General features: G+C 58.4%; 23 protein-coding genes, 2 tRNA genes and 2 rRNA genes. 15 read left to right on the top strand and 12 right to left on the bottom strand.

Annotation, left to right across the window (positions count from 1 at the left end; all coding sequences use genetic code 11):
• Positions 1–157: 157 nt before the first annotated feature.
• The 3 genes from N1037_18995 (at position 158) to N1037_18985 (ending at position 3,466) form a co-directional block, all read left to right on the top strand.
• A 23S ribosomal RNA gene (locus N1037_18995) occupies positions 158–2,985 on the top strand.
• A 194-nt stretch (positions 2,986–3,179) separates the two neighbouring features.
• Positions 3,180–3,294: ribosomal RNA gene (rrf, locus tag N1037_18990) — 5S ribosomal RNA — on the top strand.
• A gap of 95 nt (positions 3,295–3,389) precedes the next feature.
• Positions 3,390–3,466 (top strand) — tRNA-Met (locus tag N1037_18985).
• 333 nt (positions 3,467–3,799) lie between these two features.
• Here N1037_18985 and N1037_18980 read toward each other — a convergent pair.
• The 3 genes from N1037_18980 to N1037_18970 form a co-directional block, all read right to left on the bottom strand.
• Positions 3,800–3,997: a hypothetical protein gene (locus N1037_18980; GenBank protein UWS79313.1), complete on the bottom strand. Its 198-nt coding sequence runs from the start codon at positions 3,995–3,997 to the stop codon at positions 3,800–3,802.
• Between the two features lie 64 nt (positions 3,998–4,061).
• Complete coding sequence (locus tag N1037_18975) at positions 4,062–4,994, bottom strand: IS5 family transposase (protein UWS79312.1); 933 nt, start codon at positions 4,992–4,994, stop codon at positions 4,062–4,064.
• A 160-nt stretch (positions 4,995–5,154) separates the two neighbouring features.
• Entirely contained in the window at positions 5,155–6,126 is a 972-nt protein-coding gene (locus N1037_18970) for a LysR family transcriptional regulator (protein ID UWS79311.1), read from the bottom strand.
• Between the two features lie 110 nt (positions 6,127–6,236).
• On the opposite strand from N1037_18970, the gene gguC reads away from it, so the two are divergent.
• From gguC to N1037_18930, 8 genes are all read left to right on the top strand, one after another.
• The gene (gguC, locus tag N1037_18965) at positions 6,237–7,223 is read left to right on the top strand and encodes a GguC family protein (GenBank protein ID UWS79310.1); all 987 of its coding nucleotides are present in this window, start codon (positions 6,237–6,239) and stop codon (positions 7,221–7,223) included.
• Positions 7,224–7,230: 7 nt separating this feature from the next.
• The gene (gene araD / locus N1037_18960; protein UWS79309.1) at positions 7,231–8,982 is read left to right on the top strand and encodes an L-arabinonate dehydratase; all 1,752 of its coding nucleotides are present in this window, start codon (positions 7,231–7,233) and stop codon (positions 8,980–8,982) included.
• Positions 8,982–9,926, top strand: a complete 945-nt coding sequence (locus N1037_18955) for a 2-hydroxyacid dehydrogenase (protein ID UWS79308.1) — start codon at positions 8,982–8,984, stop codon at positions 9,924–9,926. Before araD ends, N1037_18955 begins: the two co-directional genes overlap by 1 nt.
• A 29-nt stretch (positions 9,927–9,955) precedes the next feature.
• Positions 9,956–10,975 (top strand): TRAP transporter substrate-binding protein, encoded by a 1,020-nt coding sequence (locus N1037_18950; GenBank protein UWS79307.1) that lies wholly within the window; start codon positions 9,956–9,958, stop codon positions 10,973–10,975.
• Between the two features lie 99 nt (positions 10,976–11,074).
• The gene (locus tag N1037_18945; GenBank protein ID UWS79306.1) at positions 11,075–11,893 is read left to right on the top strand and encodes a TRAP transporter small permease; all 819 of its coding nucleotides are present in this window, start codon (positions 11,075–11,077) and stop codon (positions 11,891–11,893) included.
• Complete coding sequence (locus N1037_18940) at positions 11,894–13,423, top strand: TRAP transporter large permease subunit (protein UWS79305.1); 1,530 nt, start codon at positions 11,894–11,896, stop codon at positions 13,421–13,423.
• A gap of 44 nt (positions 13,424–13,467) precedes the next feature.
• Complete coding sequence (locus tag N1037_18935) at positions 13,468–14,994, top strand: aldehyde dehydrogenase (NADP(+)) (protein UWS79304.1); 1,527 nt, start codon at positions 13,468–13,470, stop codon at positions 14,992–14,994.
• Between the two features lie 33 nt (positions 14,995–15,027).
• Positions 15,028–15,174 carry a hypothetical protein gene (locus tag N1037_18930; protein UWS79303.1) on the top strand — a complete coding sequence of 49 codons (147 nt, stop codon included), beginning with the start codon at positions 15,028–15,030 and terminating at the stop codon, positions 15,172–15,174.
• Between the two features lie 78 nt (positions 15,175–15,252).
• Here N1037_18930 and N1037_18925 read toward each other — a convergent pair.
• A protein-coding gene (locus N1037_18925) for an IS6 family transposase (GenBank protein UWS79302.1) occupies positions 15,253–15,938 on the bottom strand; the annotation gives its coding sequence in 2 pieces (ribosomal slippage) (positions 15,253–15,587 and positions 15,587–15,938; 687 coding nt in all).
• 240 nt (positions 15,939–16,178) lie between these two features.
• On the opposite strand from N1037_18925, the gene hisD reads away from it, so the two are divergent.
• Positions 16,179–17,483: a histidinol dehydrogenase gene (gene hisD / locus N1037_18920; protein UWS79301.1), complete on the top strand. Its 1,305-nt coding sequence runs from the start codon at positions 16,179–16,181 to the stop codon at positions 17,481–17,483.
• A 94-nt stretch (positions 17,484–17,577) separates the two neighbouring features.
• On the opposite strand, the gene N1037_18915 is transcribed toward hisD, so the two are convergent.
• Together N1037_18915 and N1037_18910 are read right to left on the bottom strand one after the other, a co-directional pair.
• The gene (locus N1037_18915; GenBank protein ID UWS79300.1) at positions 17,578–17,844 is read right to left on the bottom strand and encodes a hypothetical protein; all 267 of its coding nucleotides are present in this window, start codon (positions 17,842–17,844) and stop codon (positions 17,578–17,580) included.
• A 170-nt stretch (positions 17,845–18,014) separates the two neighbouring features.
• Positions 18,015–18,089: transfer RNA gene (locus tag N1037_18910), tRNA-Thr, on the bottom strand.
• 245 nt (positions 18,090–18,334) lie between these two features.
• On the opposite strand from N1037_18910, the gene murA reads away from it, so the two are divergent.
• Both murA and N1037_18900 read left to right on the top strand, forming a co-directional pair.
• A complete protein-coding gene (gene murA / locus N1037_18905; protein ID UWS79299.1) occupies positions 18,335–19,603 on the top strand; it encodes a UDP-N-acetylglucosamine 1-carboxyvinyltransferase in 1,269 nt (422 codons plus the stop codon).
• A gap of 3 nt (positions 19,604–19,606) precedes the next feature.
• On the top strand, positions 19,607–20,083 hold the full coding sequence (locus tag N1037_18900) for a DUF2948 family protein (protein UWS79298.1): 477 nt from the start codon (positions 19,607–19,609) through the stop codon (positions 20,081–20,083).
• Positions 20,084–20,162: 79 nt separating this feature from the next.
• On the opposite strand, the gene eda is transcribed toward N1037_18900, so the two are convergent.
• From eda to rfbF, 6 genes are all read right to left on the bottom strand, one after another.
• Positions 20,163–20,813 (bottom strand): bifunctional 4-hydroxy-2-oxoglutarate aldolase/2-dehydro-3-deoxy-phosphogluconate aldolase, encoded by a 651-nt coding sequence (gene eda, locus N1037_18895; protein UWS79297.1) that lies wholly within the window; start codon positions 20,811–20,813, stop codon positions 20,163–20,165.
• 145 nt (positions 20,814–20,958) lie between these two features.
• Positions 20,959–21,792, bottom strand: coding sequence for an NAD(P)-dependent oxidoreductase (locus N1037_18890; GenBank protein UWS79296.1), 834 nt, complete (start codon positions 21,790–21,792; stop codon positions 20,959–20,961).
• A complete protein-coding gene (locus N1037_18885; protein ID UWS79295.1) occupies positions 21,789–22,985 on the bottom strand; it encodes a class I SAM-dependent methyltransferase in 1,197 nt (398 codons plus the stop codon). The genes N1037_18890 and N1037_18885 overlap by 4 nt, the downstream gene beginning before the upstream one ends.
• Before the next feature lie 23 nt (positions 22,986–23,008).
• Positions 23,009–23,557: a dTDP-4-dehydrorhamnose 3,5-epimerase gene (rfbC, locus tag N1037_18880; protein ID UWS79294.1), complete on the bottom strand. Its 549-nt coding sequence runs from the start codon at positions 23,555–23,557 to the stop codon at positions 23,009–23,011.
• Entirely contained in the window at positions 23,554–24,600 is a 1,047-nt protein-coding gene (gene rfbG / locus N1037_18875; protein UWS79293.1) for a CDP-glucose 4,6-dehydratase, read from the bottom strand. Before rfbG ends, rfbC begins: the two co-directional genes overlap by 4 nt.
• 2 nt (positions 24,601–24,602) lie before the next feature.
• Complete coding sequence (rfbF, locus tag N1037_18870; GenBank protein UWS79292.1) at positions 24,603–25,376, bottom strand: glucose-1-phosphate cytidylyltransferase; 774 nt, start codon at positions 25,374–25,376, stop codon at positions 24,603–24,605.
• Positions 25,377–25,687: 311 nt separating this feature from the next.
• Between rfbF and N1037_18865 the strand changes: the two genes are divergently transcribed.
• Positions 25,688–26,725 carry a class I SAM-dependent methyltransferase gene (locus N1037_18865; GenBank protein ID UWS79291.1) on the top strand — a complete coding sequence of 346 codons (1,038 nt, stop codon included), beginning with the start codon at positions 25,688–25,690 and terminating at the stop codon, positions 26,723–26,725.
• Positions 26,726–26,957 lie beyond the last annotated feature (232 nt).

Below are 26,957 nucleotides of genomic sequence, written 5' to 3'. Positions count from 1 at the left end.
GTTTTGCGAAGGGGCTGCGACCGACATCACAGCCTTAGTAGTGAAACGACTTTCGCATCATAAATGCGGGAAAGTATGCTTTTTGGTTCAGAGATTGTGGTCCGGCTACTTACCAGCGGCTGGATCCTGATGGTTTAGGCTATCTATTTCTGGATCAGATCAAGCGCGAGAAGGGCGTTTGGTGAATGCCTTGGCAGTAAGAGGCGATGAAAGACGTGATACTCTGCGATAAGTCATGGGGAGCTGAGAATAAGCTTTGATCCATGAATTTCTGAATGGGGCAACCCACCTGAAAGTTCATTATTGTTACTTCGGTAGCCAATAATGTTCTTAACCAGGTACTTATGAACTGAATACATAGGTTTATAAGAGCAAACCCGGGGAACTGAAACATCTAAGTACCCGGAGGAAAGGAAATCAATTGATACTCCCCTAGTAGCGGCGAGCGAACGGGGACCAGCCGAGCCTTGAGTGTGAGAAGAACCTGTTGGGAAGCAGGACCATAGCGGGTGATAGTCCCGTATTCGAAACATGATAGGACGTATTAAGTAGGGCGGAACACGTGAAATTCTGTCTGAAGATCGGAGGACCACCTTCGAAGGCTAAGTACTCCTTACTGACCGATAGTGAACCAGTACCGTGAGGGAAAGGTGAAAAGCACCCCGACGAGGGGAGTGAAACAGTACCTGAAACCGAACGCCTACAATCAGTTGGAGGGCCCTTGCGGCCTGACAGCGTACCTTTTGTATAATGGGTCATCGACTTGGTCTCACGAGCAAGCTTAAACCGTTAGGTGTAGGCGCAGCGAAAGCGAGTCTTAATAGGGCGAATGAGTTCGTGGGATCAGACCCGAAACCGAGTGATCTAGGCATGGCCAGGTTGAAGGTGCAGTAACATGCACTGGAGGACCGAACCCACATCTGTTGAAAAAGATCGGGATGAGCTGTGCCTAGGGGTGAAAGGCCAATCAAACTCGGAGATAGCTGGTTCTCTGCGAAATCTATTTAGGTAGAGCGTCGTACGAATACCCCGGGGGGTAGAGCACTGGATGGGTAATGGGGACTCACCGTCTTACTGATCCTAACCAAACTCCGAATACCCGGGAGTACTATACGGCAGACACACTGCGGATGCTAACGTCCGTAGTGGAGAGGGAAACAACCCTGACCTCCAGCTAAGGCCCCTAATTCATGGCTAAGTGGGAAAGCAGGTGGGATGTCCAAAACAACCAGGAAGTTGGCTTAGAAGCAGCCATCTTTTAAAGATAGCGTAACAGCTCACTGGTCTAATTAAGACGTCCTGCGGCGAAGATGTAACGGGGCTCAAGCCATGAGCCGAAGCTGAGGATGCACATAGTGCATGGTAGCAGAGCGTAGTGTGACATAGTTCCATGTCTCCTTACCTACTTCGGTAGGATTGGAGACACGGAGCTTTCGATGAAGCGGGCGCGTGAGCGATCCCGTGGAGAGATCACTAGCGAGAATGATGACATGAGTAGCGACAAAGAGTGTGAGAGACACTCTCGCCGAAAGTCCAAGGGTTCCTGCTTAAAGCTAATCTGAGCAGGGTAAGCCGACCCCTAAGGCGAGGCCGAAAGGCGTAGTCGATGGGAACCAGGTTAATATTCCTGGGCCATGAGGTGGTGACGGATCGCAGGTGTTGTTCATCCTTATTGGATTGAATGAGCAGCTGAGCGGTTCCTGGAAATAGCCCCTCTATAAGATCGTACCCTAAACCGACACAGGTGGACTGGTAGAGAATACCAAGGCGCTTGAGAGAACGATGTTGAAGGAACTCGGCAAAATACCTCCGTAAGTTCGCGAGAAGGAGGCCCGGGTCCTACGCAAGTGGAATCCGGGGGCACAAACCAGGGGGTGGCGACTGTTTATTAAAAACACAGGGCTCTGCGAAGTCGCAAGACGACGTATAGGGTCTGACGCCTGCCCGGTGCCTGAAGGTTAAAAGGAGGGGTGAGAGCTCTGAATTGAAGCCCAGGTAAACGGCGGCCGTAACTATAACGGTCCTAAGGTAGCGAAATTCCTTGTCGGGTAAGTTCCGACCTGCACGAATGGCGTAACGACTTCCCCGCTGTCTCCAACATCGACTCAGCGAAATTGAATTGCCTGTCAAGATGCAGGCTTCCCGCGGTTAGACGGAAAGACCCCGTGCACCTTTACTACAGCTTCGCACTGGCATCAGGATTGTGACGTGCAGGATAGGTGGTAGGCATCGAAACCGAGACGCTAGTCTCGGTGGAGCCTCCCTTGAGATACCACCCTTCGCACTCTTGATGTCTAACCGCGGTCCGTTATCCGGATCCGGGACCCTGCGTGGCGGGTAGTTTGACTGGGGCGGTCGCCTCCTAAAGCGTAACGGAGGCGCGCGAAGGTTGGCTCAGAGCGGTCGGAAATCGCTCGTTGAGTGCAATGGCAAAAGCCAGCCTGACTGCGAGACTGACAAGTCGAGCAGAGACGAAAGTCGGCCATAGTGATCCGGTGGTCCCGAGTGGAAGGGCCATCGCTCAACGGATAAAAGGTACGCCGGGGATAACAGGCTGATACTGCCCAAGAGTCCATATCGACGGCAGTGTTTGGCACCTCGATGTCGGCTCATCTCATCCTGGGGCTGGAGCAGGTCCCAAGGGTACGGCTGTTCGCCGTTTAAAGAGGTACGTGAGCTGGGTTTAGAACGTCGTGAGACAGTTCGGTCCCTATCTGCCGTGGGTGTAGGATACTTGAGAGGAGTTGCCCCTAGTACGAGAGGACCGGGGTGAACGAACCACTGGTGGACCAGTTGTCGTGCCAACGGCAGTGCTGGGTAGCTATGTTCGGACAGGATAACCGCTGAAGGCATCTAAGCGGGAAGCCCCCCTCAAAACAAGGTATCCCTGAGGGCCGAGGTAGACCACCTCGTCAATAGGCCAGAGATGTAAGCGTGGTAACACGTTCAGTTGACTGGTACTAATCGCCCGATTGGCTTGATCTGATCTAGTAATAGACAGCCAAGAACCAAATAAGCACCACAGGACTTGGACTTAATGTTGATTGTTCCTTCCGATATCAGTTGTGAAACCACCAGGTGACATAACTGACGTGCGGCAATGCGGTTTTAAAATCAAAACCGCTGCCTGCCGCGCGATACTTTGCTTCGCAAAGATATCGGATTTGGATTTTTCTTGGTTTGGTGGCGATAGCGAGAGCAAAACACCCGGTCCCATCCCGAACCCGGAAGTTAAGTGCCTTTGCGCCAATGGTACTGCGTCTTAAGGCGTGGGAGAGTAGGTCACTGCCAAACCTAGTAAAATCCAAAATCTCAAAAACGATAACATTAACGCTAACTACTAGGACAAATCGTCCTCAAGTAGAAAAGCGATAGGACATCATAACTGTCGCGGGATGGAGCAGCCCGGTAGCTCGTCAGGCTCATAACCTGAAGGTCGTAGGTTCAAATCCTACTCCCGCAACCAATAATTTCTGAGCAATATCAATACACTAATCGCCCTCGGGCGATTTGATGCGTTTTGATCCCGTGTCCCGTGTCCCGTGTCCGGCAGGTGTCCGCTTTGAAATCCATCTTCAATACTCCTTTCATATGGTAATCTGAGGGTAGTCAGAACCCACACCACCCTTTTTGACGGTCGTTTTCAAGTTGAGCAGAGAGACTATGGTACATTCAGTCACAGGAAAATTATGGAAATTCGGGTGGTTCAGTTTGGTTCTTTTGTTAGGTTTGAATTGTAGAAAGTCGACTTGGCCAGTAGACATCTTTTTTCGCATCGCTATCGGCATTTCGCGAAAATTTATCCAAACTCAAGATAGCCGATCAATTCAGCAGAATAGCTGCCATCACCGGCCGCCGCGCCTTTGTGCTTCAATTCTCGATGCAGTGTCGGCTCAACATAGCGATGGAATAGGTCACGGCGCTGCTCTGCATTCAATATCGGACGGATAGAGCTGCCGCGAAGCAGGGAGTCAACTTGGCGTTCGGCGGCAAGCATCCGTTGACCAGGCTTTGTTGCACAAATCGGGGTCTGAGCGCATTTCCCCTTTCCCTGGACGGATTTACCCTACGGGCTCTGTGACGGGTATGCCAAGAGCGGTGTAGCGGTTTAGGACCGCGATGCGGACTTGGATTTCCGCTACCTGCCGGTCGAAGTCCCAGGCCATCAGCGATTGGTCGAGCAGCTTCACACAGTGCATCTTGGTTTCAACGCGGCTTCGGCGGTGGTATCCGCTCCATCGTCGCCACAGCGCGCGCCCTAGGTATCGTGAGGCATTGACCGCTTCGTTTCTTGCGATGGCTCCGGCGCTTGTGGGTTTCCACGGTTTGGCGTTCTTGCGCGGCGGAATGACTGCATGAGCGCCCCGTGCTGCAATCACGTCATGGCATCTGCGCGTGTCGTAGGCACCATCGGCGGTCACTGACCCAAGGTCCTGATCTGGTGGGATTTGGTTGAGCAGTTCAGGCAACATGGGCGCATCACCGATGTTGCTGGTGGTGACCTCTACCGCGCGAACCTCCAGCGTTTCCTCATCAATCCCGATATGTATCTTGCGCCAAATACGTCGCTTGGGGCCGCCATGCTTGCGGGCGTTCCATTCACCTTCGCCCTCTGCCTTGATGCCTGTGCTATCGATCAGAAGGTTCAGTGGGCCAGTCCCACCGAAATACGGCAAGCTCACGTTCAGCGTCTTCTGGCGGCGCCACAGCGTACTGAAATCGGGCACGGACCAATCCAGTCCGACCAGCCGCAACAGACTCTCAACGAACCCAGCCGTCTGCCTCAGTGGCATACCGAAAAGGACTTTCATGGTCAGACAGGTCTGGATCGCGGCATCGCTGAACTTGCATTGACGACCGCGCCTGCCGGTCGGTGGCGGTGTCCAAACCATCTCGGGATCAAACCAGATCGCCAACGATCCACGCTGCTTCAGCGCGTCATTGGAAGACGACCAATTCGTGGTCTTATACTTCGTAGGGGCCCAACTGCTCATGCATCCCAGCTATCACGCTGGATTCATACAGTGAATCCCCGTCACGATTTGTGCAACAAAGCCATCAGCAGGTGCAAAAAGTAGCTTAAATCACGCCAGATGCTGTCCAACAGATGGGAGTAGCTCAGCCATGGTGCTGCCGGCGGGGGCGGCATGGCACCTAGCCTGCAGTGGTTCCCGTTCCGGCCTGTCCCAGCGCATGGGCGTGCACCTTTTGGTATGCACGCTCGGCGGCAGGCAGCAGCCTGTGATGACGCAGCCGCAAGAGAGAGAAGGGTGATACCATAGGATGAACAGGAAGCTGGATATCGCGAATGCCCAGCGGACCAAGCCGATCCGTCACCAGCAGATCCTTCACATCCGACGCCACCGCCGCAATCGCCTGCGCGCGGGTCACCATCGCCACGTGGATCAGCAGCGATGTGGTCGCAGTCACCACATTGGGCGGCTCAAGCCCCTGTCCCATGAAATGCCGTTCCACTGCACGGCGCAGCGGTGTGCCCTGAGGCTGCATCACCCACCGTTCATCGGCAAGGTCGCGTTCGGGAACTGTGCGGTCGGCCAGCGGGTGCCCGGCATGGGCGATAATGGAAATCCGTTCATGCTTGAGCTGGCGGGCCTCGAACAGTCGGGCCTCCATGCGGTCGGGGATGCGGCACAGGGCAAAGTCGATGGCCCCCTCCATAAGCTGCTGGGCCAGTGCCTCGGAGGTGCCGACGCTGATTTCGGTGCGTATGCCCGGGTGGCTTTGGGTCATCTCCTCAATCACGGGCAACACGATCGAGATTGATGCAGCGGTGACCGCGCCCACCCGCACACGCCCCTGTTCCCCCCGCGCCACAAGGCCGAGTTCGTCATCAGCGGTATCCAGTTCAATCAGGATGCGACACGCGCGTTCGGCAAAGACGTCGCCCACCGCGGTCAGATGGATGCCTCGCGGGCCACGGGTGCAGAACGGCACCCCGAGGATCTTTTCCAGTTCGCCCAGCATCCGGCTTGCGGCGGGCTGGGTCAGGCCGATCTGCTCGGCGGCGATGCTGACCTGCCCGCTGTCGCGAAGCGCTGCCGCTAGCCGCAGGTGGCGCATCTGTAGGCCCTGTCCAAGCAGGGCATTGGTCAAAGACGGGGGCATGGCGACCTTCTCATTATATCATTTCTGGTATGCAGTTCGCACAATAACTCATTTGAGAGGTATGTCACGAAGGTTTATCCAGCTTCCCAGGGAGAAAATCGGGAGGCACCATGCATCTATCTCAAGTCAAAGACCGCAGCGGCGCGTTGATCGTCGTGCTGCGCGACGGGGTCGACGCCCACGCGCTGCCCGGTGTGGAATCGTCCTATGCGCTGGCCATGCAGGCCGCGTCCGAACGGCGAAGCCTGTCGTCGCTGCTGGCAGACCTGCCGCGCGGCGAGACCGTCGATCTGGAGCGTGTCGCCCGCGAAGGCGCCTTTGCCCTGCCCATGAGCCACCCGGATGCGGCACATATGTACCTGTGCGGCACCGGGCTGACGCATCTTGGGTCAGCCTCGACCCGCGATGCGATGCACGGCGGCGGGACCGAAACAGTGACCGACAGCATGAAGATGTTCCGCCTTGGCATTGAGGGCGGCAAGCCCGCGACCGGTGAAGTCGGCGCCCAGCCGGAATGGTTCTACAAAGGCAATGGCAGCACAGCGGTGCCCTGCGGCGACGCGCTGACCTCGCCCGCCTTCGCGCTTGATGGCGGCGAAGAACCCGAAATCGCGGGCTTTTACGTCATCGCCCCGGATGGGGCGCCGATGCGGGTCGGCTTTTCGCTGTGCAATGAATTCTCGGACCACGTGACCGAGCGGCTGAATTACCTCTTCCTTGCCCATTCGAAATTGCGCCCTGCCTCTTTCGGACCAGAGCTGCGCCTTGGAGATCTGCCCCGCGACATCCGCGGGCGGTCGCGCATCCTGCGCGATGGCAAAGCGATCTTTGATCAGCCCTTCCTGTCGGGCGAAGAGAACATGTCGCATTCGATTGCCAATCTGGAACACCACCATTTCAAATACGCCACCTTCCGCCAGCCGGGGGATTTGCACCTGCACATGTTCGGCACTGCGACGCTGTCCTGTGGGGCAGGGCTGCAGACCCAGCCCGGCGACACGTTTGAAATCTCGGCGCCGGATTTCGGTTTGCCGCTGGTCAATACCTTTGCGGTAGAGGACGCCGCCGTGCGTCCGGTCAACGTCGCAGCATTGTGAGGCAGTCATGAAGGCAAGCAAATTCAAACCCGCCGCATGGCCGCGCAAGCTGCGCAGTCAGGAATGGTATGGTGGCAGCACCCGCGACGCGATCTATCATCGTGGCTGGATGAAAAACCAAGGCTACCCGCATGACGTGTTCGACGGGCGGCCGGTCATCGGCATCCTCAACACATGGTCGGAACTGACCCCCTGCAACGGCCACCTGCGCGAGCTGGCCGAAAAGGTGAAAGCGGGCATCTGGGAGGCGGGCGGCCTGCCCGTCGAGGTGCCGGTATTCTCGGCGTCCGAAAACACCTTCCGTCCCACGGCAATGATGTTCCGCAACCTCGCGGCGATGGCCGTCGAAGAGGCGATGCGCGGTCAGCCGATGGATGGCGCGGTGCTGTTGGTGGGCTGCGACAAGACCACGCCATCGCTGCTGATGGGCGCCGCGTCAGTTGATATTCCGTCCATCGTCGTCACCGGCGGGCCAATGCTGAACGGCTATTTCCGTGGCGAACGGGTCGGCAGCGGCACCCACCTGTGGAAATTCTCCGAGGCGGTAAAGGCGGGCGAGATGAACCAGGACGAATTCCTCGAAGCGGAACAGTCGATGTCGCGCTCGTCGGGGACATGCAACACCATGGGCACCGCATCGACCATGGCCAGCATGGCCGAAGCGCTTGGCATGGCGCTGTCGGGTAACGCGGCGATCCCTGCGGTGGACAGCCGCCGCCGGGTGATGGCAATGGAATCGGGCCGCCGTATCGTGCAGATGGTCAAGGACGATCTGAAACCGTCGGACGTCATGACGAAAGAGGCGTTTGAAAACGCCATCCGTACAAATGGCGCCATTGGTGGATCGACCAACGCGGTGGTTCACCTACTTGCCATGGCGGGACGCGTGGGCGTGGATCTGACCCTTGCGGACTGGGATCGCTGCGGGCGCGATGTGCCCTGCATCGTCAACCTGATGCCGTCGGGCAAATACCTGATGGAAGAATTCTACTACGCCGGTGGTCTGCCGGTGGTGCTGCGCCGCCTGTTTGAGGCCGGACAGCTGCACGGCGACGCGCTTACCGTGTCGGGCGGCGGCATCGGTGACGAAGTTTCGCAGGCCGAAAACCACAACGAGGATGTCATTTTGCCCGTGGATCAGGCGCTGACCCCGCAGGGCGGCATCGCGGTGCTGACCGGCAACCTTGCGCCCAAGGGCGCGGTGCTTAAACCGTCAGCAGCGACGCCGGATTTGATGGTGCACACGGGCCGCGCCGTGGTGTTCGAGGACATCGACGATTACAAGGCGCGCATCGACGACGAGGATCTCGACATTGACGAGACCTGCGTGATGGTGCTGCGCAACTGCGGCCCCAAGGGTTATCCCGGCATGGCCGAGGTTGGCAACATGGGCCTTCCGCCCAAAGTGCTGCGCAAAGGCATCACCGACATGATCCGCATTTCGGATGCGCGCATGTCAGGCACCGCCTATGGCACGGTGATCCTGCACACCGCCCCCGAAGCCGCCGCCGGAGGCCCGCTTGCGGTGGTGCAAAGCGGTGACATGATCGAACTGGACGTGCCGAACCGCCGGTTGCATCTGGATATTTCCGACACGGAACTGGCCGAACGGCTGGGGCGCTGGCAGGCTACCCACGAAAGGGCGGCGTCGGGCTATCTGTGGCTGCATCAGGAACATGTGGAAGGGGCCGACACCGGCGCTGACCTGCGTTTTCTGAAGGGCTGCCGCGGGTCCTATGTGGCCAAGGACAGCCACTGATGGATGGAGAACCCCGCATGACCCCGCACTGCATCGCGATCGGACCGTTTTCCGATGACGAATCCCGCGCCCTGCTGGATGAGCTGTCGGCGCGCCACGTTCCTGATTTCGACGCGGTGGACACGCCCGAGGGCATCACCGCCATCGCCTTTAAGGGTCACGCGCCCTTTGGCGGGGCACAGATGGACCGCTTTCCCGACCTTGGACTGATCGCCAATTTCGGTGTGGGGTATGATGCCATCGACGTAGGCGCGGCGCAGGCGCGCGGCATTGCCGTCACCAACACCCCGGATGTACTGAATGACGACGTGGCCGACCTTGCGCTGGCGCTGACGCTGGCACAGTTCCGACGGCTGGCCGAGGGCGACCGCTGGGTGCGCTCTGGCCTGTGGAAGGACGGCGCCATGCCGCTGGCGCGACAGATGTCGGGCCGCAAGGTGGGCATCCTTGGGCTGGGCCGCGTCGGGCGCGAGATCGCCAACCGCTTTGCCGCTTTCAAGTGCCCGGTGCATTACTGGTCGCGCGCACCCAAGGACACCCCCGGTTGGACCCACCACGCTACGCCGCAGACGCTGGCACAGGCTGTCGACATCCTTGTGGTTGCCGTGGTCGGCGGCGATGACACAAAGCACATCGTCGACGCGCGGATGCTGGAAGCGCTGGGGCAGGGGGGTGTTCTGGTCAATGTCGCCCGCGGGTCCTGCGTGGACGAGGCCGCGCTGCTAAGAGCGCTGGAACAACAGACAATCGCCGGTGCAGCGCTTGATGTTTTCGAACACGAGCCAACCCCGGGCGCACCCTTTGCGCAGCTGGAAACCGTTGCGCTCTATCCCCACGGAGGCTCGGCCACCGCCGAGACCCGCGCCGCCATGGCGCGCCTGCAACGGGACAACATCCGCGCCTTCCTGCAAGGCGCACAACTACGGACGCCGGTTACCGGCTGACGTTCATCACCACGGAGGAGGAACCAAAGATGAACAACACCTTTAAGGGAGGCATCGCCGCCATCGCGCTGTTCAGCGCGGGCGCGGTCAGCGCCGAGACGCTGCGCATCCAGACCTACATCGCACCCGAGACCATCTCGGGGCGCAACGCCCAGGCCTTTGTCGACGACGTGGCCACCATGTCAGGCGGCGATCTGACCATCGAGATGTTCTTTTCGTCTTCGGTGGTGAAATCCGTCGAAGGCTGGGACGCTTCGGTCAACGGCATCATCGACTGCGACATGACGCAGGCCAGCTACCAGACCGGCAAGGATCCGGGGTTTCAGTTCCTTGGCGATATCATGGGTGGCTATGAGACACCCTGGCAGCAATACGCCTGGCTGTATGAACAGGACGGGCTGGCAATCGCCAACGAGCTGTACAACGAATACGACATGCAGCTGGTGGGCTGGTGGCTTTATGGCCCCGAAAGCATGAGCTCGACCACGTCGCTGGCGGGTGTCGAAGACCTTAAAGACTGGAAATTCCGGTCGCCCCCGGGGATGGAAACCGAAATCTTTGCCAAGCTTGGCGCATCGCCCATCGTGATGGATTTCAACGAGATCTTCACTGCTCTCGAAACCGGCATCATCGACGGCGCTGATGCGTCGGGGCTGGCAAACAATGTCGGGCTGGGGCTCTATGATGTGGCGGGTTATGCGACCTTCCCAGGCTTTCACTCCATGCCGTCCGACCACCTTGCCTGCAACAAGAACCGCTGGGATGGCCTGAGCGAAGAGCACCAGCGCATCATGTCGGTGGCCATGCACAAGCTGGGCATGCGCACCACGCTGGCGATGATGGTCGCCAACGAGACCGCCGCGAAAGAGCTTGAGGCCGACGGCATTGAGCTTCAGAACTGGTCAGATGCCGACCGCGGTGCGTTCCGCGAGGCGGCCCGCGCCACTTGGGAAGAATGGGCGCAAAAATCACCTGCCGCGCGCAAGATCGTCGACAGCCACGTGTCGTTCATGACAGATCTCGGCCTGATCGAACCCGAGTCCAACTGATCAGACCCGCAAGCGGACAGGCAGGGCGCGCTGTTGTGTCCTGCCTACTCCGCCTGTTTTCCCAACCTGTTTTTACCGCCAGTTCTTGAGGACACCGACATGACTTCCAAACCGGGACATGACCCCGGCGCGCGAACGGTAGATACCGTGACGCTGCCGGAACTTGCCTGGCCCGCGGGCTTTGTGATCGCCATGGCATGGGCCGTCTGGCACATGCCGCGCATGCTGGTTTCGCTGGGCCTTGGCACCGAGGGTCTGGCGCGCCAGACCGCTAACGCCACAACGATTGACTGGTTGTCCGTCATCGCGGCGATAATCTGCCTTGGCGGCGGGCTGGCAAGCCTGAAGCCACGGCCCATCGAGGTTGCCCCGCGCAACGTCTTTGACCGGCTGGGCCTGTTCATCGGGCGCGGCTGCATGATGTTGGTGGCGCTTACGGTCGCGGTGATGTTCATTGAGGTGGTCATGCGATACCTGCTGGCGCGGCCGACGCTTTGGGCCAACGAACTGTCGCTGTGGCTTGCAGGCTTCGTCTTTGCGCTGTCGGGCGTCTATGCGATGCAGCAGCGTAGCCATATCGCCATCACCCTGCTGCACGACGCGGTGCCCACTTGGCTGCGCCGCGTCTTCGACATTGTCAGCACCGCGCTGATCGTCGCGTTTGCCGCCTGTCTGACGTGGGGTGCCTTCAACGAAGCGCGTGACAAGTTCTTCCGCTGGGAAACCTTCGGCACCGCCTTCGATCCGCCCATTCCCGCCACGCTGAAGCCGCTGATCATCCTTGTGGTGATCCTGATCGCGGTCCAGGCGGTGGTCAATCTTGTGGCTGACTGGTCGCGCCTCGCACGCGCCGTGAGCAGCGCCGAGAACGAACTGATCGGCACGCTGCGAACCGCCGGCGAAGAGGGGGGCCGCTAAATGGATATCGGAACGCTTTCCCTTCTACTGCTGCTGGGCATGGTGGTGCTGCTGGTGATCGGCATGCCGCTGGCCTTTGCCTCTGGTGCGCTGGCCGCTGCGGTGCTGATCATGAAATTTGGCCCTGATCTGCTGTTCGGCAATTTCGGGATGGGGCCGCTGTCCATTCTGGGGCAACGTATCTACGGCATTACCACCGATTACGTGATGATTTCGGTGCCGTTGTTCATATTCATGGCAAACCTGCTGGAAAAATCCGGCATCGCCGCCGAAATGTACAGCTCGCTTCAGGTCTGGCTGAACCGTACCCGGGGCGGCATCGCGGTGGTGACATCCATCATGGCGGTTGTCATGGCGGCAATGTCTGGCATCGTCGGCGGCGAGGTGGTCCTGCTGGGCCTTATCGCGCTGCCGCAGATGTTGAGGCTGGGATATGATCGCAACCTTGCCATCGGCACGATCTGTGCCAGCGGCAGCCTTGGCACGATGATCCCGCCGTCGATCGTTCTTATCATGTACGGCCTTGTTACCGAGACCTCGATCAAGGCGCTGTTCACCGCATCCTTCCTGCCGGGATTCATGCTCGCGATGTTCTACATGGTCTACATCCTTGTGCGCACGCGGATGAACCCGTCGCTGGCGCCGCTGCCCGAACCGTCGCCGGACGAACCTTCGGGGGGAGAAAAGCGCCTGCTGTTCGGGGTCTTCGTCGCAATTCTGGTGGCTGTCTGCGCAGCGCTCTGGACGGTGCAGGGCATCGTGTCGGGTGGGCTTGGGGCCATGCCACTGGTGCTGCTGGCGCTGGCTGTCGGCACGCTTGTGCTGGGGCGGGGACGCATCGCAACCGCATGGAGCATGGGGCGCGGGCTGGTCGCACCGCTGGTGGTTATCGGTGTGGTACTTGGATCGATCTACGGTGGCATCACCGGGATCACCGAAGCGGCTGGCATGGGCGCTGTGGCGGTCATGGTACTGACCGCGCTGCGCCGCGAACTGACGCTGACCCTTGTATGGGACAGTCTTGTCCGCACCTTGTTGTCCACCGGGACGATCCTGTGGGTCACCATTGGCGCCACCGCGCTTGCGGGGGCCTACACCATCGTCGGCGGGCCGACCTATATCGCCGGTGTGATTACCGGGGCCGAACTGCCAAGCATGATGGTCATCCTTGTGATGATGATAATTTTCCTCTTCCTTGGGGCCTTCATGGACTGGATCGGCATCGTGCTGCTGGTGATGCCGGTGTTCCTGCCCATCGTGCGCGCCCTGCCGGTTGAGGAAATCGGCCTGATCGGCTCGCTTGATCCGTCGATGGTCGCAATCTGGTTCGGGGTGGTGTTCTGTATGAACATGCAGGTCAGTTTCCTGTCGCCGCCCTTTGGCCCCGCAGCCTTCTACCTGAAATCCGTGGCCCCGCCCGAAATCTCACTGACGGATATCTTCCGGGGCTTCCTTCCCTTCATCTGCCTCCAGCTTCTGGCGCTTTGCTTATTGCTGGCCTGGCCTGGGATCGTGACGCTGCTGCTATAGCACGGGCCCCCCACTCTTCATCCCTGAACAAAGGAGACCTTCCAATGGACGGAACAACCACCCACTTCGCCCCTCATGGCAAGCACCTCATCGCCGGTGACTGGATCGGTTCGGAGCAGACATTTCTGTCGAACCCGGTCTTGGGTGACGCCAATGCCTTTAGCGTCGGCACTCCGGATCTGGTGAACCGCGCCTGCGAAGCCGCTGAAAACGCTTTTGAGACCTACGGCTACAACTCCCGCGAGGCGCGCGCGGCCTTCCTTGACCGTATCGCCGACGAGATCGAGGCGCGGGCCAACGCGATCACACAAATCGGGACACAGGAAACCGGCCTGCCCGAAGCGCGCCTGAACGGCGAACGCGGGCGCACCACCGGCCAGCTGCGCCTGTTTGCGACCCATATCCGCGATGGTGCCTATCTTGACCGGCGCCACGACGCGGCGATGCCCGACCGGCAGCCGCTGCCGCGCGCGGATCTGCGGATGATCCAGCGACCCATCGGCCCGGTGGCGGTGTTCGGCGCATCGAACTTCCCGCTGGCGTTTTCCACCGCTGGCGGTGACACCGCCTCTGCTCTGGCCGCTGGCTGCCCCGTGGTGGTCAAGGGCCATTCGGCCCACCCCGGTACCGGCGAGATCGTCGCCGAAGCCATCGCCGCCGGGATCTCTGCCTGTGACATGCCCGCCGGGGTGTTCTCGCTCATTCAGGGCGGCAAGCGCGACGTTGGTCAGGCGCTGGTACAGCATCCGCTGATCAAGGCGGTCGGCTTTACCGGATCGCTCGGTGGCGGTCGCGCGCTGTTCGATCTATGCGCACAGCGCCCCGAACCGATCCCCTTCTTTGGCGAGCTGGGCAGCGTCAACCCGATGTTCGTGCTGCCGCAGGCCACCGCCGCGCGCGGTGAGGCAATCGGTGCGGGCTGGGCGGCATCGCTGACCATGGGCGCGGGACAGTTCTGCACCAACCCCGGCATCGCCGTGGTGAGATCAGGTCCCGAAGGCGATGCGCTGGTCAAGGCGGCGGCAGAGGCACTGCAGCAAAGCGCCCCGCAGACCATGCTGACCGACGGCATCGCCAGCGCCTACCGTGATGGCAAGGACCGAATGGATGGACGCAACGCGGTGCGGTCGGTGCTGGCAACCGACAGCGACGGGCGCGCCGTTGCGCCCAACCTCTATGAAACCGACGCGTCCGCCTATCTACAGGACAAAGCGCTGGGGGAAGAGGTCTTTGGCCCGCTTGGCCTTGTGGTTCGGGTGTCCGACGAAGACGAGATGCTGGCGCTGGCCCGTGGCTGTGATGGACAGCTGACCGCAACGCTGCACATGGATGACGGCGACGCGAGCTTTGCACGTCGACTGCTACCAGTGCTGGAGCGCAAGGCCGGTCGCATTCTGGCCAACGGCTTTCCCACCGGTGTCGAGGTCTGCGATGCCATGGTTCATGGCGGCCCATACCCGGCGTCAACCAACTTCGGCGCCACCTCGGTTGGCACTCTGTCAATCCGCCGCTTCCTGCGCCCGGTCTGCTACCAGGATATCCCCGGCAGCGTTCTGCCAGAGGATCTTTAATGTCAGTCAGGAAGGGACTGTTCCATTAGTTCGATGAGGGCACTTTCTGGCAGCGTCTTTGCCGCCTTACGCCGCGAGGCCGAGCATCTCGTGGACGAGGGCGATCTCGCCTTGGACGCCCGGTTTCATGTCATCGATGTGGTGGTTTTTGATGGTTCGGATGGTGTCACTGTGCCCTAATTAATCAGATACGTGTCTGAAATTGTGGTTCTGTCGCAAACTTTTTTGACTATTGAGGGTGGCATTCTGTGGACACACTTATGCTGCGAGCATCGCGAACTGCTGGAATGCGGTGCGCTCGTTGGTTTCGAGTTGCCCCTTTCGGATTATGTGTGCTGTCTCGATCCCAGCCAGTGTAGCGTCGGCTGAATGGAAGGCCTTGAAGCCAAGCATGGGGCGCGTGATCCGTTTTATGAAACGGTGGTCCTGTTCCACGATGTTGTTGAGGTATTTGACCTGGAGGATCTTGATCGTGCTTCCAAAACCCGAGAACTTCAGGATGACGTTAACGCTTTCCAGGCCCGCCAGATTGGCCCCGCTCTTGTCGATAACGACCCGAACCGGCACGCCATTGGTGCCAATTGCTCGCTCTCCGAGCGCCGCGCCGCAGCCTTGTCGCGGCGCTCGGAGAGCATGAAATCAAGGGTTTTGCCTGTCTTGTCAACGGCTCTGTAATAATAGGTCCATCGTCCCTTAACCTTGATGTAGGTTTCATCCATGCGCCAAGATATGGCGATCGGCCGCTTCCGTGCTTGGGCATTCGCGGCGATCATGGGCGAGAACTTGATCACCCACCGGTTCAATGTCGTATGGTCAACGTCAGTCCCACGTTCAGCCATGATTTCTTCCAGGTCGCGATAGGAAACGCCATATCGCACATAGAAATACACCGCGTATAGGATCACGCTTTTAGGATAATGGGCTCCCTTGAAATCAGCCGACATCCAATACACCCTGCTGCTTGCTTGATAACCATGTCGCAAAATCAGCCAACGAACGAAACACCGAAAAAGTTTGCGACAGAACCATCCGGACATCTTCCTCGACTGGTCTGGTGGTGGAACGCTGAACGCCGAAAGTGCGCACCGGTCAGCGAACAGATAAACGGCTGTTGGTTCTGTCCTAGCGCTTGTCGCAGCGCCCATGGGACGTTATGTCGGCCATAACAGCCAGAGAGAACCGATATGCCCGTTTTTCTAGACACTTCTGACGCAGATTTTGAAACCGCCTTTGTTAGGTTGCTGAATGCCAAGCGCGAAGACAGCCCGGATGTAGACGCCGCTGTGGCTGAAATCATTGCTGATGTACGCGCCCGCGGCGATGCTGCAGTGCTTGAGCTCACGGCGAAATTTGATCGCTTGGATCTTACAGCAGACCAGCTGGCCATCTCGGAAGCGGAAGTGGATGCCGCCATCGCCAGCGTGTCGCCGCAAGAACGTGCCGCGCTTGAACTGGCAGCGGATCGCATTCGCGCCTATCACGCCCAGCAAATGCCGACAGACGCTCAGTGGGAAGATGCTTCAGGCGCTACCTTGGGCTGGCGCTGGTCACCGGTTTCGGCGGCAGGGCTTTATGTTCCTGGTGGGCTTGCGTCCTATCCGTCATCAGTGTTGATGAATGCAATTCCAGCGCAGGTGGCCGGGGTTGCGCGCCTGGCGATCACTGTGCCAGCACCAGATGGTGTGCTGAACCCACTGGTCCTGCTGGCCGCGCGGCTGTCCGGCGTCACCGAGATTTACCGAATTGGCGGCGCTCAGGCGATTGCGGCACTGGCCTATGGCACCCAAACTATCGCGCCTGTGGACAAAATCACCGGCCCGGGCAATGCCTTTGTTGCCGCCGCCAAGAGACGTGTGTTTGGCAAGGTTGGCATCGACATGATCGCCGGCCCCTCCGAGATTTTGGTCATCGCCGACAAAAACAATACCCCCGACTGGATCGCTCTGGATTTGTTGAGCCAGGCAGAACACGATGAAAGCGCGCAATCGCTGTTGATCACCGATGACGCTGACTTTGGTCGCGCCGTCGCCACGGCAGTTGAGCATCGCCTAAAAACCCTGGACCGCCGCAAGATCGCAGGCGCTAGCTGGCAGGATTTTGGCGCCGTGATCACTGTCCGTGATCTGGATGAAGCAGCCGAACTTTCCAACCGGATTGCGCCTGAGCACCTGGAGCTTTGTGTTGCCGACCCACAAGCGCTGAGCCTCAAAACCATCCACGCCGGGGCGATTTTCTTAGGCCAGTACACCCCGGAAGCCATTGGTGACTATGTTGGCGGTCCCAACCACGTCTTGCCAACAGCGCGCTCAGCACGGTTTTCTTCTGGGCTTTCGGTGATGGATTTTGTCAAACGCACGACACTTAGCCAGATGACACCGGCTGCTTTGCGCGCCATTGGTCCCGCGGCAGAAGTCTTGGCAAAGAGTGAAAGCTTGGAGGCTCATGGCCTTTCAGTAACCGCCCGGCTAGACGCCTTGAACACAGAATAAGAGAAACAAAAGCAGGGGGCGCTGCCCCCTTCTGGGCCGAGGGTAACTTCATTGTGGGATATTCTGGGCCAAATGAGGCTTCAGCATATCTCGGTTACCAGCTTTCCAATCGACTTTCATTGCCCGCCTCCCTTTTGTTCAGGCGGCCTAAATTTTCCCAGATGGGCGATTCGCCAGGTTCGTCTTCCAAGGTTGCCGTCAGGCGCTGATAAACACGCCCTGCCAAGCTGACGATCTGTTTGAGGGGAAGCGGCTCAGGTTTGGCCCGAAGGGCAGCCCAGCGGCGTTGGATGGCCGCATACTCGGTCGCAAAGCGTTCCTTTGCTTCCGCAGTTTCTCGTGTTCGCAAGGACTTCGGCACCTCAGTACGTCCGAAAGACGCCGTCAGGTCAGCGAGACGCGCACGCGGATGTAGTAGATTCCACTCTTTGGCTCTTTGACAGGACGGGGCATAGTCAGGGTCACTGTGTCGGAGTCTGCAAGTGTAAGGCGCTGTTTTGGCGCAATTATCTACATCTATTGAGATTTTCATGGTGCTGCTGGAGAGAATCGAACTCTCGACCTCTCCCTTACCAAGGGAGTGCTCTACCTCTGAGCTACAGCAGCGCCGTGAGGGGGCTTTTAGGGATAAACGCAGGAGGGCGCAAGAGCTTCTGGACGGTTTTTTCCCACTAAGTTACAGAAGGTTCATGGTAGAGAAAAAACCGCAGAAATCGAGTCAAGCGACCTCCCAGCGTGAGGACCGGCTCAAAGCCTCGTTAAAGGCCAATATGGCGCGTCGTAAGGCGCAGGCCAAGGCGCGTGCAGTGAAACAGAACACAACGACCGAAGAGTCGGAAAGGTAGAGGCAGATGGATTCGATTTTGGTAAAAGGTAACGGCCCCCTGAGCGGCCAGATTCCAATCGCCGGGGCAAAAAATGCCTGCCTTGCGCTGATGCCCGCGACCCTGCTCAGCGAGGAGCCGCTGACACTAACCAATGCGCCACGGCTCAGCGATATCGCAACAATGACCGAGTTGTTGCAATCCTTGGGGGCCGAAGTCTCCAGCTTGCAGGAGGGGCAGGTTCAGGCGCTCTCGAGCCATACAATCGACAACCATGTCGCTGACTACGAGATCGTTCGCAAGATGCGGGCCTCTAACCTGGTGTTGGGGCCGATGCTGGCCCGTCTTGGGCAGGCGGTGGTGTCCCTGCCGGGCGGCTGCGCGATTGGCGCGCGTCCGATGGATTTGCATATTCATGGGCTTGAAGCGCTGGGTGCCGAAATTGAGCTGAAAGACGGCTATCTGCATGCCAAGGCGCCACGTGGCCTAAAAGGCGCGGTGATACAGCTTAGCTTTGCCTCTGTGGGGGCTACGGAAAACATTATGATGGCGGCCACCCTGGCCAAGGGAACCACGGTGATCAAAAACGCCGCGCGCGAACCTGAAATCGTTGACCTGGCAGACTGCCTGAACAAGATGGGCGCCCAGGTGGAAGGCGCCGGTAGCCCGGACATCACCATCCAGGGCGTGGACCGCCTGCATGGGGCGACGCATCCGGTGGTCACTGACCGGATTGAGCTGGGCACCTATATGCTGGCGCCTGCGATTTGTGGCGGCGAGGTCGAGCTGCTGGGCGGGCGTCTTGATCTGGTTGGTGCCTTTGTTGAGAAACTGAACGAAGCCGGTGTTGATGTCACCGAGACCAAGGCGGGCCTGAAGGTCAAGCGCCGCGGTGACCGTGTCAAAGCGGTGAATGTTACCACTGAACCCTTTCCCGGTTTCCCCACCGACTTGCAGGCGCAGATGATGGCCCTGATGTGCACCGCAGAGGGGACCAGCGTGTTGGAAGAGAAAATCTTTGAGAATCGCTTTATGCATGCGCCCGAGCTGATCCGCATGGGGGCCAAGATCGATGTACAGGGCGGCCTCGCCACGGTGACGGGAGTTGACCACCTGAAGGGGGCGCCAGTCATGGCCACCGATCTGCGGGCCTCGGTCTCGTTGATCCTGGCCGGTCTTGCCGCCGAGGGGGAAACCATCGTTAATCGTGTCTATCACCTGGATCGCGGCTACGAGCAGGTGGTGCGTAAATTCTCAGGGGTTGGCGCTCAAATCGAACGTATCAAGGGGAGCTGACCGATGTCAGACGCGAGCTTTCACGACGGGCGCGAGGCGCCGCTGAACCTCGGGGCGCTGAGCGCCGAGGATCTGCAAGTGGTGTCGACGCTGATACAGGACGCGGTCTTCCCCATCAGCGAGATGAGCTGGCGCGCCAAGGAGCATCGTTTTGCGCTGCTGCTTAATCGGTTTCGCTGGGAGGATCTGTCCAGTGCTGAAAAACGCGGCCGCCCTTTTGAGCGGGTGCAGTCCCTGTTGGTCATCGACGGGGTTCTGGGGGTTGCCTCGCAGGGGATTGATCGCGGCGATAAAGACACCATTCTTTCGCTGCTCTCGGTGCATTTTGAGCCCGGCGAGGACGGCGCAGGCCATGTGCGGCTGACCCTGGCAGGGGATGGCAGCATCCGTTTGGCAGTAGAGACACTGGAGGTCAGCCTGCGCGATGTCACCCGCCCCTATCTGGCCCCCTCAAAACAGGCCCCGGCGCACCGGGACTAAACTATGAGGGATCAGTCGGGCCGGTGGCGCCGCTGCTCGCTGCTCCGCTTGCGAACACCGGTGCTGAACCTGCGCCTGCCTAGTCGGTCAGGCGCTGTTTTGCCTCGCGGGCCAATGCCTCAATCTCATCCCAGGCCTGGGCCGAGACCAGAGCATCCGGTGCGATCCAGCTGCCGCCTGCACAGAGCACATTGGACAGACTGAGATAGTCAGGGGCGTTCGACAGGCTGATCCCGCCTGTTGGGCAAAAATGGATCTGCGGCAAAGGCGCGCCAATCGCCTTGAGCGCGGGAGCGCCGCCAGAGGCCTCGGCTGGGAAAAACTTCTGCGTTGTGAACCCCCGTTCAAGCAGGCGCATGGCTTCGCTTGCGGTGGCGGCGCCGGGCAACAGCGGCAGATCCTCTGCAAGGCAGGCCTCTATCAGGGTGTCGGTGGCGCCAGGGGAGACACCAAACATGGCACCGGCGGCTTTGGCCTGTCGCACATCCTGGGGGGTGACCAGTGTGCCTGCGCCAACAACACCGCCGGGGACTTTGGACATTTCTGCAATCACATCCAGCGCTGCTGGCGTGCGCAATGTGACCTCCAGCGCGGGCAGTCCACCAGTGATCAAGGCCTTGGCCAGGGCAGCGGCATTGGCGACATCCCGTACCACCAGAACTGGCATGATGGGGGCCAGTTCACAGACTTCACGGGTCTTCTTTTGCGCGGCTTCTGAATTATGTGTCATCATGTATCACCTTTTTGCATGCGGGCCGGAATAGCCACAGGTATCGGGATGGGCGCGATAGCGCCGATCGTATTAGCTGGACCCGAAGCGCCGGGCCCGCCCCGGGGATCAGCCGACCGGGGGGAAAATCCGCAGCAGCGATTGATCAGGCCCATGGTTGACCGACTATATAATCCCAGTCGCTTGCGTTGCTTTCTAGTGTTCCAAATTTTAACAGGTCAGTCCGACCATATATTTCGGCGATTTCTGTTGCAAACGCGCGGACCGATTTTGGGATGCCTGTGCAGATGTTGATTGCACCGACATCCGCCCCGAGCGCCGCTGCAGAAATGGTTTCTCCGGCGACTTTAACGTCAATAAAGTCGCGCACCTCTCGGCCCGAGCCCAGGGTTACGGGTTTACCTTCCGACAAGTGGCTGTGCAAATACGGGTGCAACCGTTGTTCATGCTCTCCTTCGCCATAGGGCTGGAACAGCCGGCACCACAGGAACTCAGTCTTGGTTTCGCTAAACAACCCGCTCAGCGCATGAAATGCAGCGGCTTTGGCCTGACCATAGGGGGTGCTGGGCGCCAGGACGGTTTCGGGTGTGAGGATTTCGGGTCCCAACTGGTATTCGATACAGGTGCCAACCCCCACAAACCGACGCAGGTCTGCCTGCAGGGCACCGCGCGCCATTTGAAGCGTACCGATGAGGCAGTCAGTGTTTTTGGGAGAGGTCAGATACTTTCCCGGCTCGGTATACCATGCGGAATGAATGAGGGTGTCGATCCCCGTCAGGGTTTCGGCCCACCAATCGGCGCTCTGGGCAAAAATATCCTCTACTTCTACAATTTCGCAAGTCTCTGGAAGGTCGCCCAGTTTTTCCTGCCATCCCGGCCGGACCAGCAAACGCAAGTTCACATCACGGGCAACACAAGCCGCCAGGATCTGGCGACCAACAAAGCCTGTCGCCCCGGTTATGAGAACGCGCGGTGTCACGTGAGCTTGAGCTCTGGCACCGCAATCACAAAGGTGCTGCCATTTTTTGCCAAGTCTTTGTTTTGCGACATAACCTCATCCGCAATATTCCAGGGGAGAATTAGAATATAGTCGGGCTGCGCTGCGGTCAGTGCGGCGGGAGCTTTGATCGGAATATGGCTTCCGGGCATGAATTTGCCGATCTTAGAGGGGGCAGCGTCACTGATGAACGGGATCAAATCCGGCCCCACACCACAGAAATTCAGCAGCGTATTACCCTTTGCTGCGGCCCCGTAACCGACGACTGTTTTTCCTTCAGCTTTGGCGTCCAGCAAAAACCGCAACAGGCCATTCTTGACGTTCTCAGCCCGGTCTTGAAAACCGCGATAGGTGTCTTCATTCAAAAGGCCTGCGTCAACTTCTGCAGCCAAGATCTTTGTGACATTCTCTGTCGCGACATGAGACGCACCGTCCAGGCAGCCAAAGACGCGCAGACTGCCGCCATGCGTTGACAGCTCCTCCACATCAAAGACCCGCAGACCGGCCGCTTTGAAAATGCTGATCACAGGATGCAGGGCGAGATAGGAGAAATGCTCGTGATAGACGGTGTCGAACTGGTTTTGCTGTACCAGCTGTCCAAGATGCGGGAATTCAAAGGTAACTACGCCGTCTTCGGCCAGCAGCTCAGCGACACCTCGGGTGAAATCATTGATGTCGGGGACATGGGCATAGACGTTGTTGCCTAAGATCAGATCCGCCTTCGGGCCTGTTTTTGCGAGTTGACGTCCTAAATCCGCACCAAAGAACTCTTGCAGCACCGGGACCCCCAATGCCTCAGCCGCTTCTGCGGTCGATCGGGTCGGCTCTACCCCCAGACAGGGGATGCCACTGGCCACAAAGTTTTTCAGCAAGTAGCCATCGTTTGAGGCCAGCTCGACCACAAAACTCGTCTCGTTCAGCCCCAGTCGTTTGGTCATCTGCGCGCAGTAGCGTTCTGCGTGCGCCAGCCAGCCCTTGGAGGTCGAGGAGAAATAGGCATAGTCCTCGCGAAACAGGGCGTCATGCGCGGCATAGTCTTCGGTCTGGACCAGCCAGCACTTGGTGCAGGTCAAGACACGCAAAGGATAGCTGACCTCTGGCTTGTTCAGGTCATCGGCAGACAGATAGTCGTTGGAGGGAGGGGCATAGCCCAGGTCCAAGAATTTCAGTGACAAATCAGTGTGGCAATGGCGACATTTCATAGGATTAACGGCTTCATATCGGGAAGAAGAGGAAGCGCGCGATCGCGCGGCGATGTTTCGGTCACGGGTAGCGGCCAGGCAATGGCAAGTGTCGGATCATCAAAACGCACACCGCCTTCGTGATCAGGTGCATAGGGGGCCGAATGCATATAGTGCAATTCCACATTATCGGTCAGCGTTTGAAATCCGTGGGCGCAGCCCTGCGGGATATAGAGAGTGTCCATCTGGTCACTGTCTAAAGTCACGCCACAATGGGCCCCATAGGTTTCTGACCCCGCACGCAGGTCAACCACCACATCATAGACCTTGCCGGTAACCGCGCGCACCAGCTTTATCTCGCTAAAAGGGGCGCGCTGAAAGTGCAGGCCGCGCAGAGTGCCTTGTTGCGCGCTGCGGGACAGATTCATCTGCACCCATTGGGTATTCAGCCCAGCCGCGTCAAAGTGGTCTGAGCAAAACAGCCGCGCAAAGGCGCCGCGGTTGTCCCCACGTTTTTCCGGCACAATATGGTAGGCGCCCGCGATCGAGAGAGGGGTTATTTTCATGCGCGGGTGAACTCTGCAATTTGGGCCAAAGACAGGTCAACGGGGGCAGCACCTTCGTGGGTTTGGCGATACCACTGCATCGTCTTGGAGACGGCAGTTTCAAAATCCCATCGAGGCGCCCAGCCCAATTTCTGCTTGGCTTTGTCGATGTTCAACATCAGCAGATTGGCTTCATGTGGCATCTCGCTGTTATCTGTGGGGGCGTAGCTGCCCGGCCAGGATTTAAGCGCTTCGATGATGACATCTTGAACGGTGCGGTTGTCTGTGATGTCTGGACCAAAGTTATAGGCATCGGCAAACTGTGGGTCGCTATACAACAGTTCCGCCAGCTGCATGTAGCCTGCCAGGGGCTCTAGCACATGTTGCCAGGGGCGCACGGCATGGGGATTGCGGGTCAGCAAAGGTTTCTTGGCAATCAATGCGCGGGCGATGTCAGGGACCAGGCGGTTTTCACACCAATCCCCACCGCCAATAACGTTGCCGGCGCGCGCTGATGCTAATCGGATCTGGTGTTTTTCTTGTGAAAAGACAGACCTGTAGCTGTTAATGACCAGTTCAGACCCAGCCTTGGAGGCGCTGTATGGATCAATGCCGCCCAGCGGGTCGTCCTCGGTGAAGGCATGTTTTGTTTCGTTGTTGCGATACACTTTGTCTGTGGTGACCGCGACAACGGTTGCCGGGCGCTGCAGAACGCGCAGGGCTTCGAACAGGTTTGCGGTGCCCATGACATTTGTTTGCCATGTGGTCAGCGTGTCGCTGTAGCCGCGCAGCACCAACGACTGGGCAGCCAGGTGAAAGACGATGTCAGGCTGTGCGGCCTCCACAGCCGCGCGCAGGTCGTCATATGAATTGATGTCGCCAAACTGACTGTGGGTGCGGCCGGCAATGTCGAATTGGTCAAACAAAGCCAGATCGGTGTCAGGGGGCAGGGCGTAGCCCGTGACCTGTGCCCCCATCTGGGACAGCCACAACGCCATCCAGCTGCCTTTGAAGCCGGTGTGCCCGGTTAGGAAAACGCGTTTGCCCTGCCAGAAATCAGACATGTTTACGCCCAGACACGCCAGGGCGGGTTTTTCTGGTCGGTCCACATGGCTTCGAGCGCATTGCGGTCTCGCAGGGTATCCATCGCAGCCCAGAACCCGTCGTGCTTGCGGACAGAGAGTTGGCCTTCGTGGGCCAGACCCATCAGGGGTTCTTGTTCCAGGATGGTGGCATCCCCGTCAATGTGATCCAACATTTCTGGCTCGCAAACCATAAAGCCACCGCTGACCCAGCGGCCATCGCCTTTGGGCTTTTCCAGAAAACGGTTGATCTTTGTGCCTTCGATTTCCAGGGATCCAAAACGCCCTTCTGGCTGAACGGCTGAGATGGTGGCAATGCGTCCCTCACGTTTGTGAAAGGCGATCAGATCGGCAATGTCGATGTTGCTCAAGCCATCGCCGTAGGTCAGGCAGAAGGTGTCATCCAAATGCTCGCGAATTCGCTTTACGCGACCGCCAGTCTGGGTGTGCTCACCAGTATCAACCAGGGTGACTTTCCAGGGTTCTGTGCGTTGATTATGCACGTGCATTTCATTGTTTGACATATCGAAGGTAACATCCGACATGTGCAGGAAATAATTCGCAAAATACTCTTTAATCATATAACCGCGATAGCCGCAGCAAATCACAAAATCATTGACGCCAAAGTGCGAATATATCTTCATGATATGCCACAAAATAGGTCGCCCACCAATTTCGATCATCGGCTTGGGGCGCATGTGGGATTCTTCGCTGATCCGCGTGCCCAGCCCGCCGGCTAAAATTACCGCTTTCGTCATATTTTACATTTCTCATTTTTCGCATAAGTAAGGGCACCGGACCGCGTAAACCTGATGCAAATCTGCTCAAGTGAACGGTTTCAAGCCAAGAAAATATTTGTAGTAAATTCACCGACTGTGCATCCATAACAGCGCTGTGATCAGAAAAACAAGAGTGCAAAATGATATCAGCTAGCGCCTGTCCGTGCCCTATTTGTGCAAACACTGGGAGCAACCTTACGCTTGATGAGCGCCCTAACATCCCGTCTTTGCAAAATGTGGCACTCCAGACCTCGGCCGAAGCGCTGGCATTTCCGCAAGGTGCCATCACTATGGTCCGCTGTGCCAACTGCAGCTTTGTGTGGAACGCCTCTTTTGATCCCGCCAAGATTTCCTACGATGAAACCTACAACAATGACGTCACTTCCTCAGCCTATTACTTGGCACATCTGGATGCGATGGCCGATCGCGTCATTGCCTCCGTGCCTGAGGATGCAGATATCCACTATGTTGAAATTGGATGCGGCGAAGGCGACTTTCTGAGCCTGGTTCATCAACGGGCTGGTGGGCGGATGAAATCGGCGACAGGGTTTGATCCTTCCTTTACCGGAGAAGACAAGTTGCCGGATGGGGCCAAGGTCTATCGCAACTTTTTCTCGCCTGACAACACAGATCAGATTCCTGCCGAGGCCAATGTGGTTTGCTCCCGGCACACAATAGAACATGTGGCGGACGTCCAGAACTTTGCAACCGCCTTGGCGGCGGCTCTGGCGCCGGGGCGGACACTATTTATCGAAACGCCAGACGCGAACTGGATCCTGGAGCACACTGCATTTCAGGATTTCTTCTACGAGCATTGTTCTATCTACACGCCAGACTCCATCCGTTTTCTCCTGGCTCAACAGGGCTTGGAGTGCGACGTAGAGCCGGTCTATGATGGCCAATACATGTGGATTTCGGCGCGGATGCCAGAAACACCAGTTCAAGCAAAGCCTGCGGAACTCTCGGGACAATTGGGACTGAACTACCTGGAAAACAAACGTCAGATGATGGCGGAATGGACCACGTACTTTGAAGGCCGCAGGGCGATCGCGCCCGTTGCGCTTTGGGGCGGGGCCTCAAAAGGGGTTACATTTTCACTCTTGTTCAACACTGCCGAAGACGCGCCCATTGACTGTGTGATTGACCTGAATGTCGCCAAACAGGGGTGCTTCATGCCGATTAGCGGCACCATGATCGTTTCGCCAGAGACGGCAAAGTCCCGTGGCGTTGGTACCGTGATCATCATGAATCCGAACTACGAAGACGAAATTCGGCAGCAAATACAGGACATGGGTTGGACCGCTGAAGTGCGTGTTCTAAACGGTTAGCATCAGCCCTGTGCCTGCGCCCTGTTTGACCGCGCGCCGGGCTGTGCCTGCGGTCAGATTACAATTTTGCAGCTAACCATACCCGTTACAGAGCCCGTAGGATAAGAACTGCCGTCGCTTGGGACTGTTTTGGGGTTTTCGCACCTTTCAAAGCCTGTGGCAGTTGCGGGTTGGGGGCAGGGCGTTACACTCTACATTGCCGATGATGGGAAAATCGTAAGCAATAGGCAAA

This window comes from Phaeobacter sp. G2 (assembly GCA_025163595.1).
Classification (GTDB): Bacteria; Pseudomonadota; Alphaproteobacteria; order Rhodobacterales; family Rhodobacteraceae; genus Pseudophaeobacter.
Note: the sequence above shows the minus strand (reverse complement) of the source record. Positions and strands in the feature narration are given on the sequence as shown.

Bases quoted from the DNA above. Each gene is read 5' to 3' on its own strand.
- rfbC (UWS79294.1), bottom strand. From the start codon at position 23,557: ATGAAAATAACCCCTCTCTCGATCGCGGGCGCCTACCATATTGTGCCG.
- rfbG (UWS79293.1), bottom strand. From the start codon at position 24,600: ATGTCTGATTTCTGGCAGGGCAAACGCGTTTTCCTAACCGGGCACACC.
- gguC (UWS79310.1), top strand. From the start codon at position 6,237: ATGCATCTATCTCAAGTCAAAGACCGCAGCGGCGCGTTGATCGTCGTG.
- N1037_18980 (UWS79313.1), bottom strand. From the start codon at position 3,997: ATGCTTGCCGCCGAACGCCAAGTTGACTCCCTGCTTCGCGGCAGCTCT.
- rfbF (UWS79292.1), bottom strand. From the start codon at position 25,376: ATGACGAAAGCGGTAATTTTAGCCGGCGGGCTGGGCACGCGGATCAGC.
- N1037_18865 (UWS79291.1), top strand. From the start codon at position 25,688: ATGGTCCGCTGTGCCAACTGCAGCTTTGTGTGGAACGCCTCTTTTGAT.
- hisD (UWS79301.1), top strand. From the start codon at position 16,179: ATGCCCGTTTTTCTAGACACTTCTGACGCAGATTTTGAAACCGCCTTT.
- N1037_18970 (UWS79311.1), bottom strand. From the start codon at position 6,126: ATGCCCCCGTCTTTGACCAATGCCCTGCTTGGACAGGGCCTACAGATG.
- N1037_18955 (UWS79308.1), top strand. From the start codon at position 8,982: ATGGATGGAGAACCCCGCATGACCCCGCACTGCATCGCGATCGGACCG.
- N1037_18935 (UWS79304.1), top strand. From the start codon at position 13,468: ATGGACGGAACAACCACCCACTTCGCCCCTCATGGCAAGCACCTCATC.
- N1037_18900 (UWS79298.1), top strand. From the start codon at position 19,607: ATGTCAGACGCGAGCTTTCACGACGGGCGCGAGGCGCCGCTGAACCTC.
- eda (UWS79297.1), bottom strand. From the start codon at position 20,813: ATGACACATAATTCAGAAGCCGCGCAAAAGAAGACCCGTGAAGTCTGT.
- murA (UWS79299.1), top strand. From the start codon at position 18,335: ATGGATTCGATTTTGGTAAAAGGTAACGGCCCCCTGAGCGGCCAGATT.
- araD (UWS79309.1), top strand. From the start codon at position 7,231: ATGAAGGCAAGCAAATTCAAACCCGCCGCATGGCCGCGCAAGCTGCGC.
- N1037_18940 (UWS79305.1), top strand. From the start codon at position 11,894: ATGGATATCGGAACGCTTTCCCTTCTACTGCTGCTGGGCATGGTGGTG.
- N1037_18945 (UWS79306.1), top strand. From the start codon at position 11,075: ATGACTTCCAAACCGGGACATGACCCCGGCGCGCGAACGGTAGATACC.
- N1037_18930 (UWS79303.1), top strand. From the start codon at position 15,028: ATGAGGGCACTTTCTGGCAGCGTCTTTGCCGCCTTACGCCGCGAGGCC.
- N1037_18950 (UWS79307.1), top strand. From the start codon at position 9,956: ATGAACAACACCTTTAAGGGAGGCATCGCCGCCATCGCGCTGTTCAGC.
- N1037_18975 (UWS79312.1), bottom strand. From the start codon at position 4,994: ATGAGCAGTTGGGCCCCTACGAAGTATAAGACCACGAATTGGTCGTCT.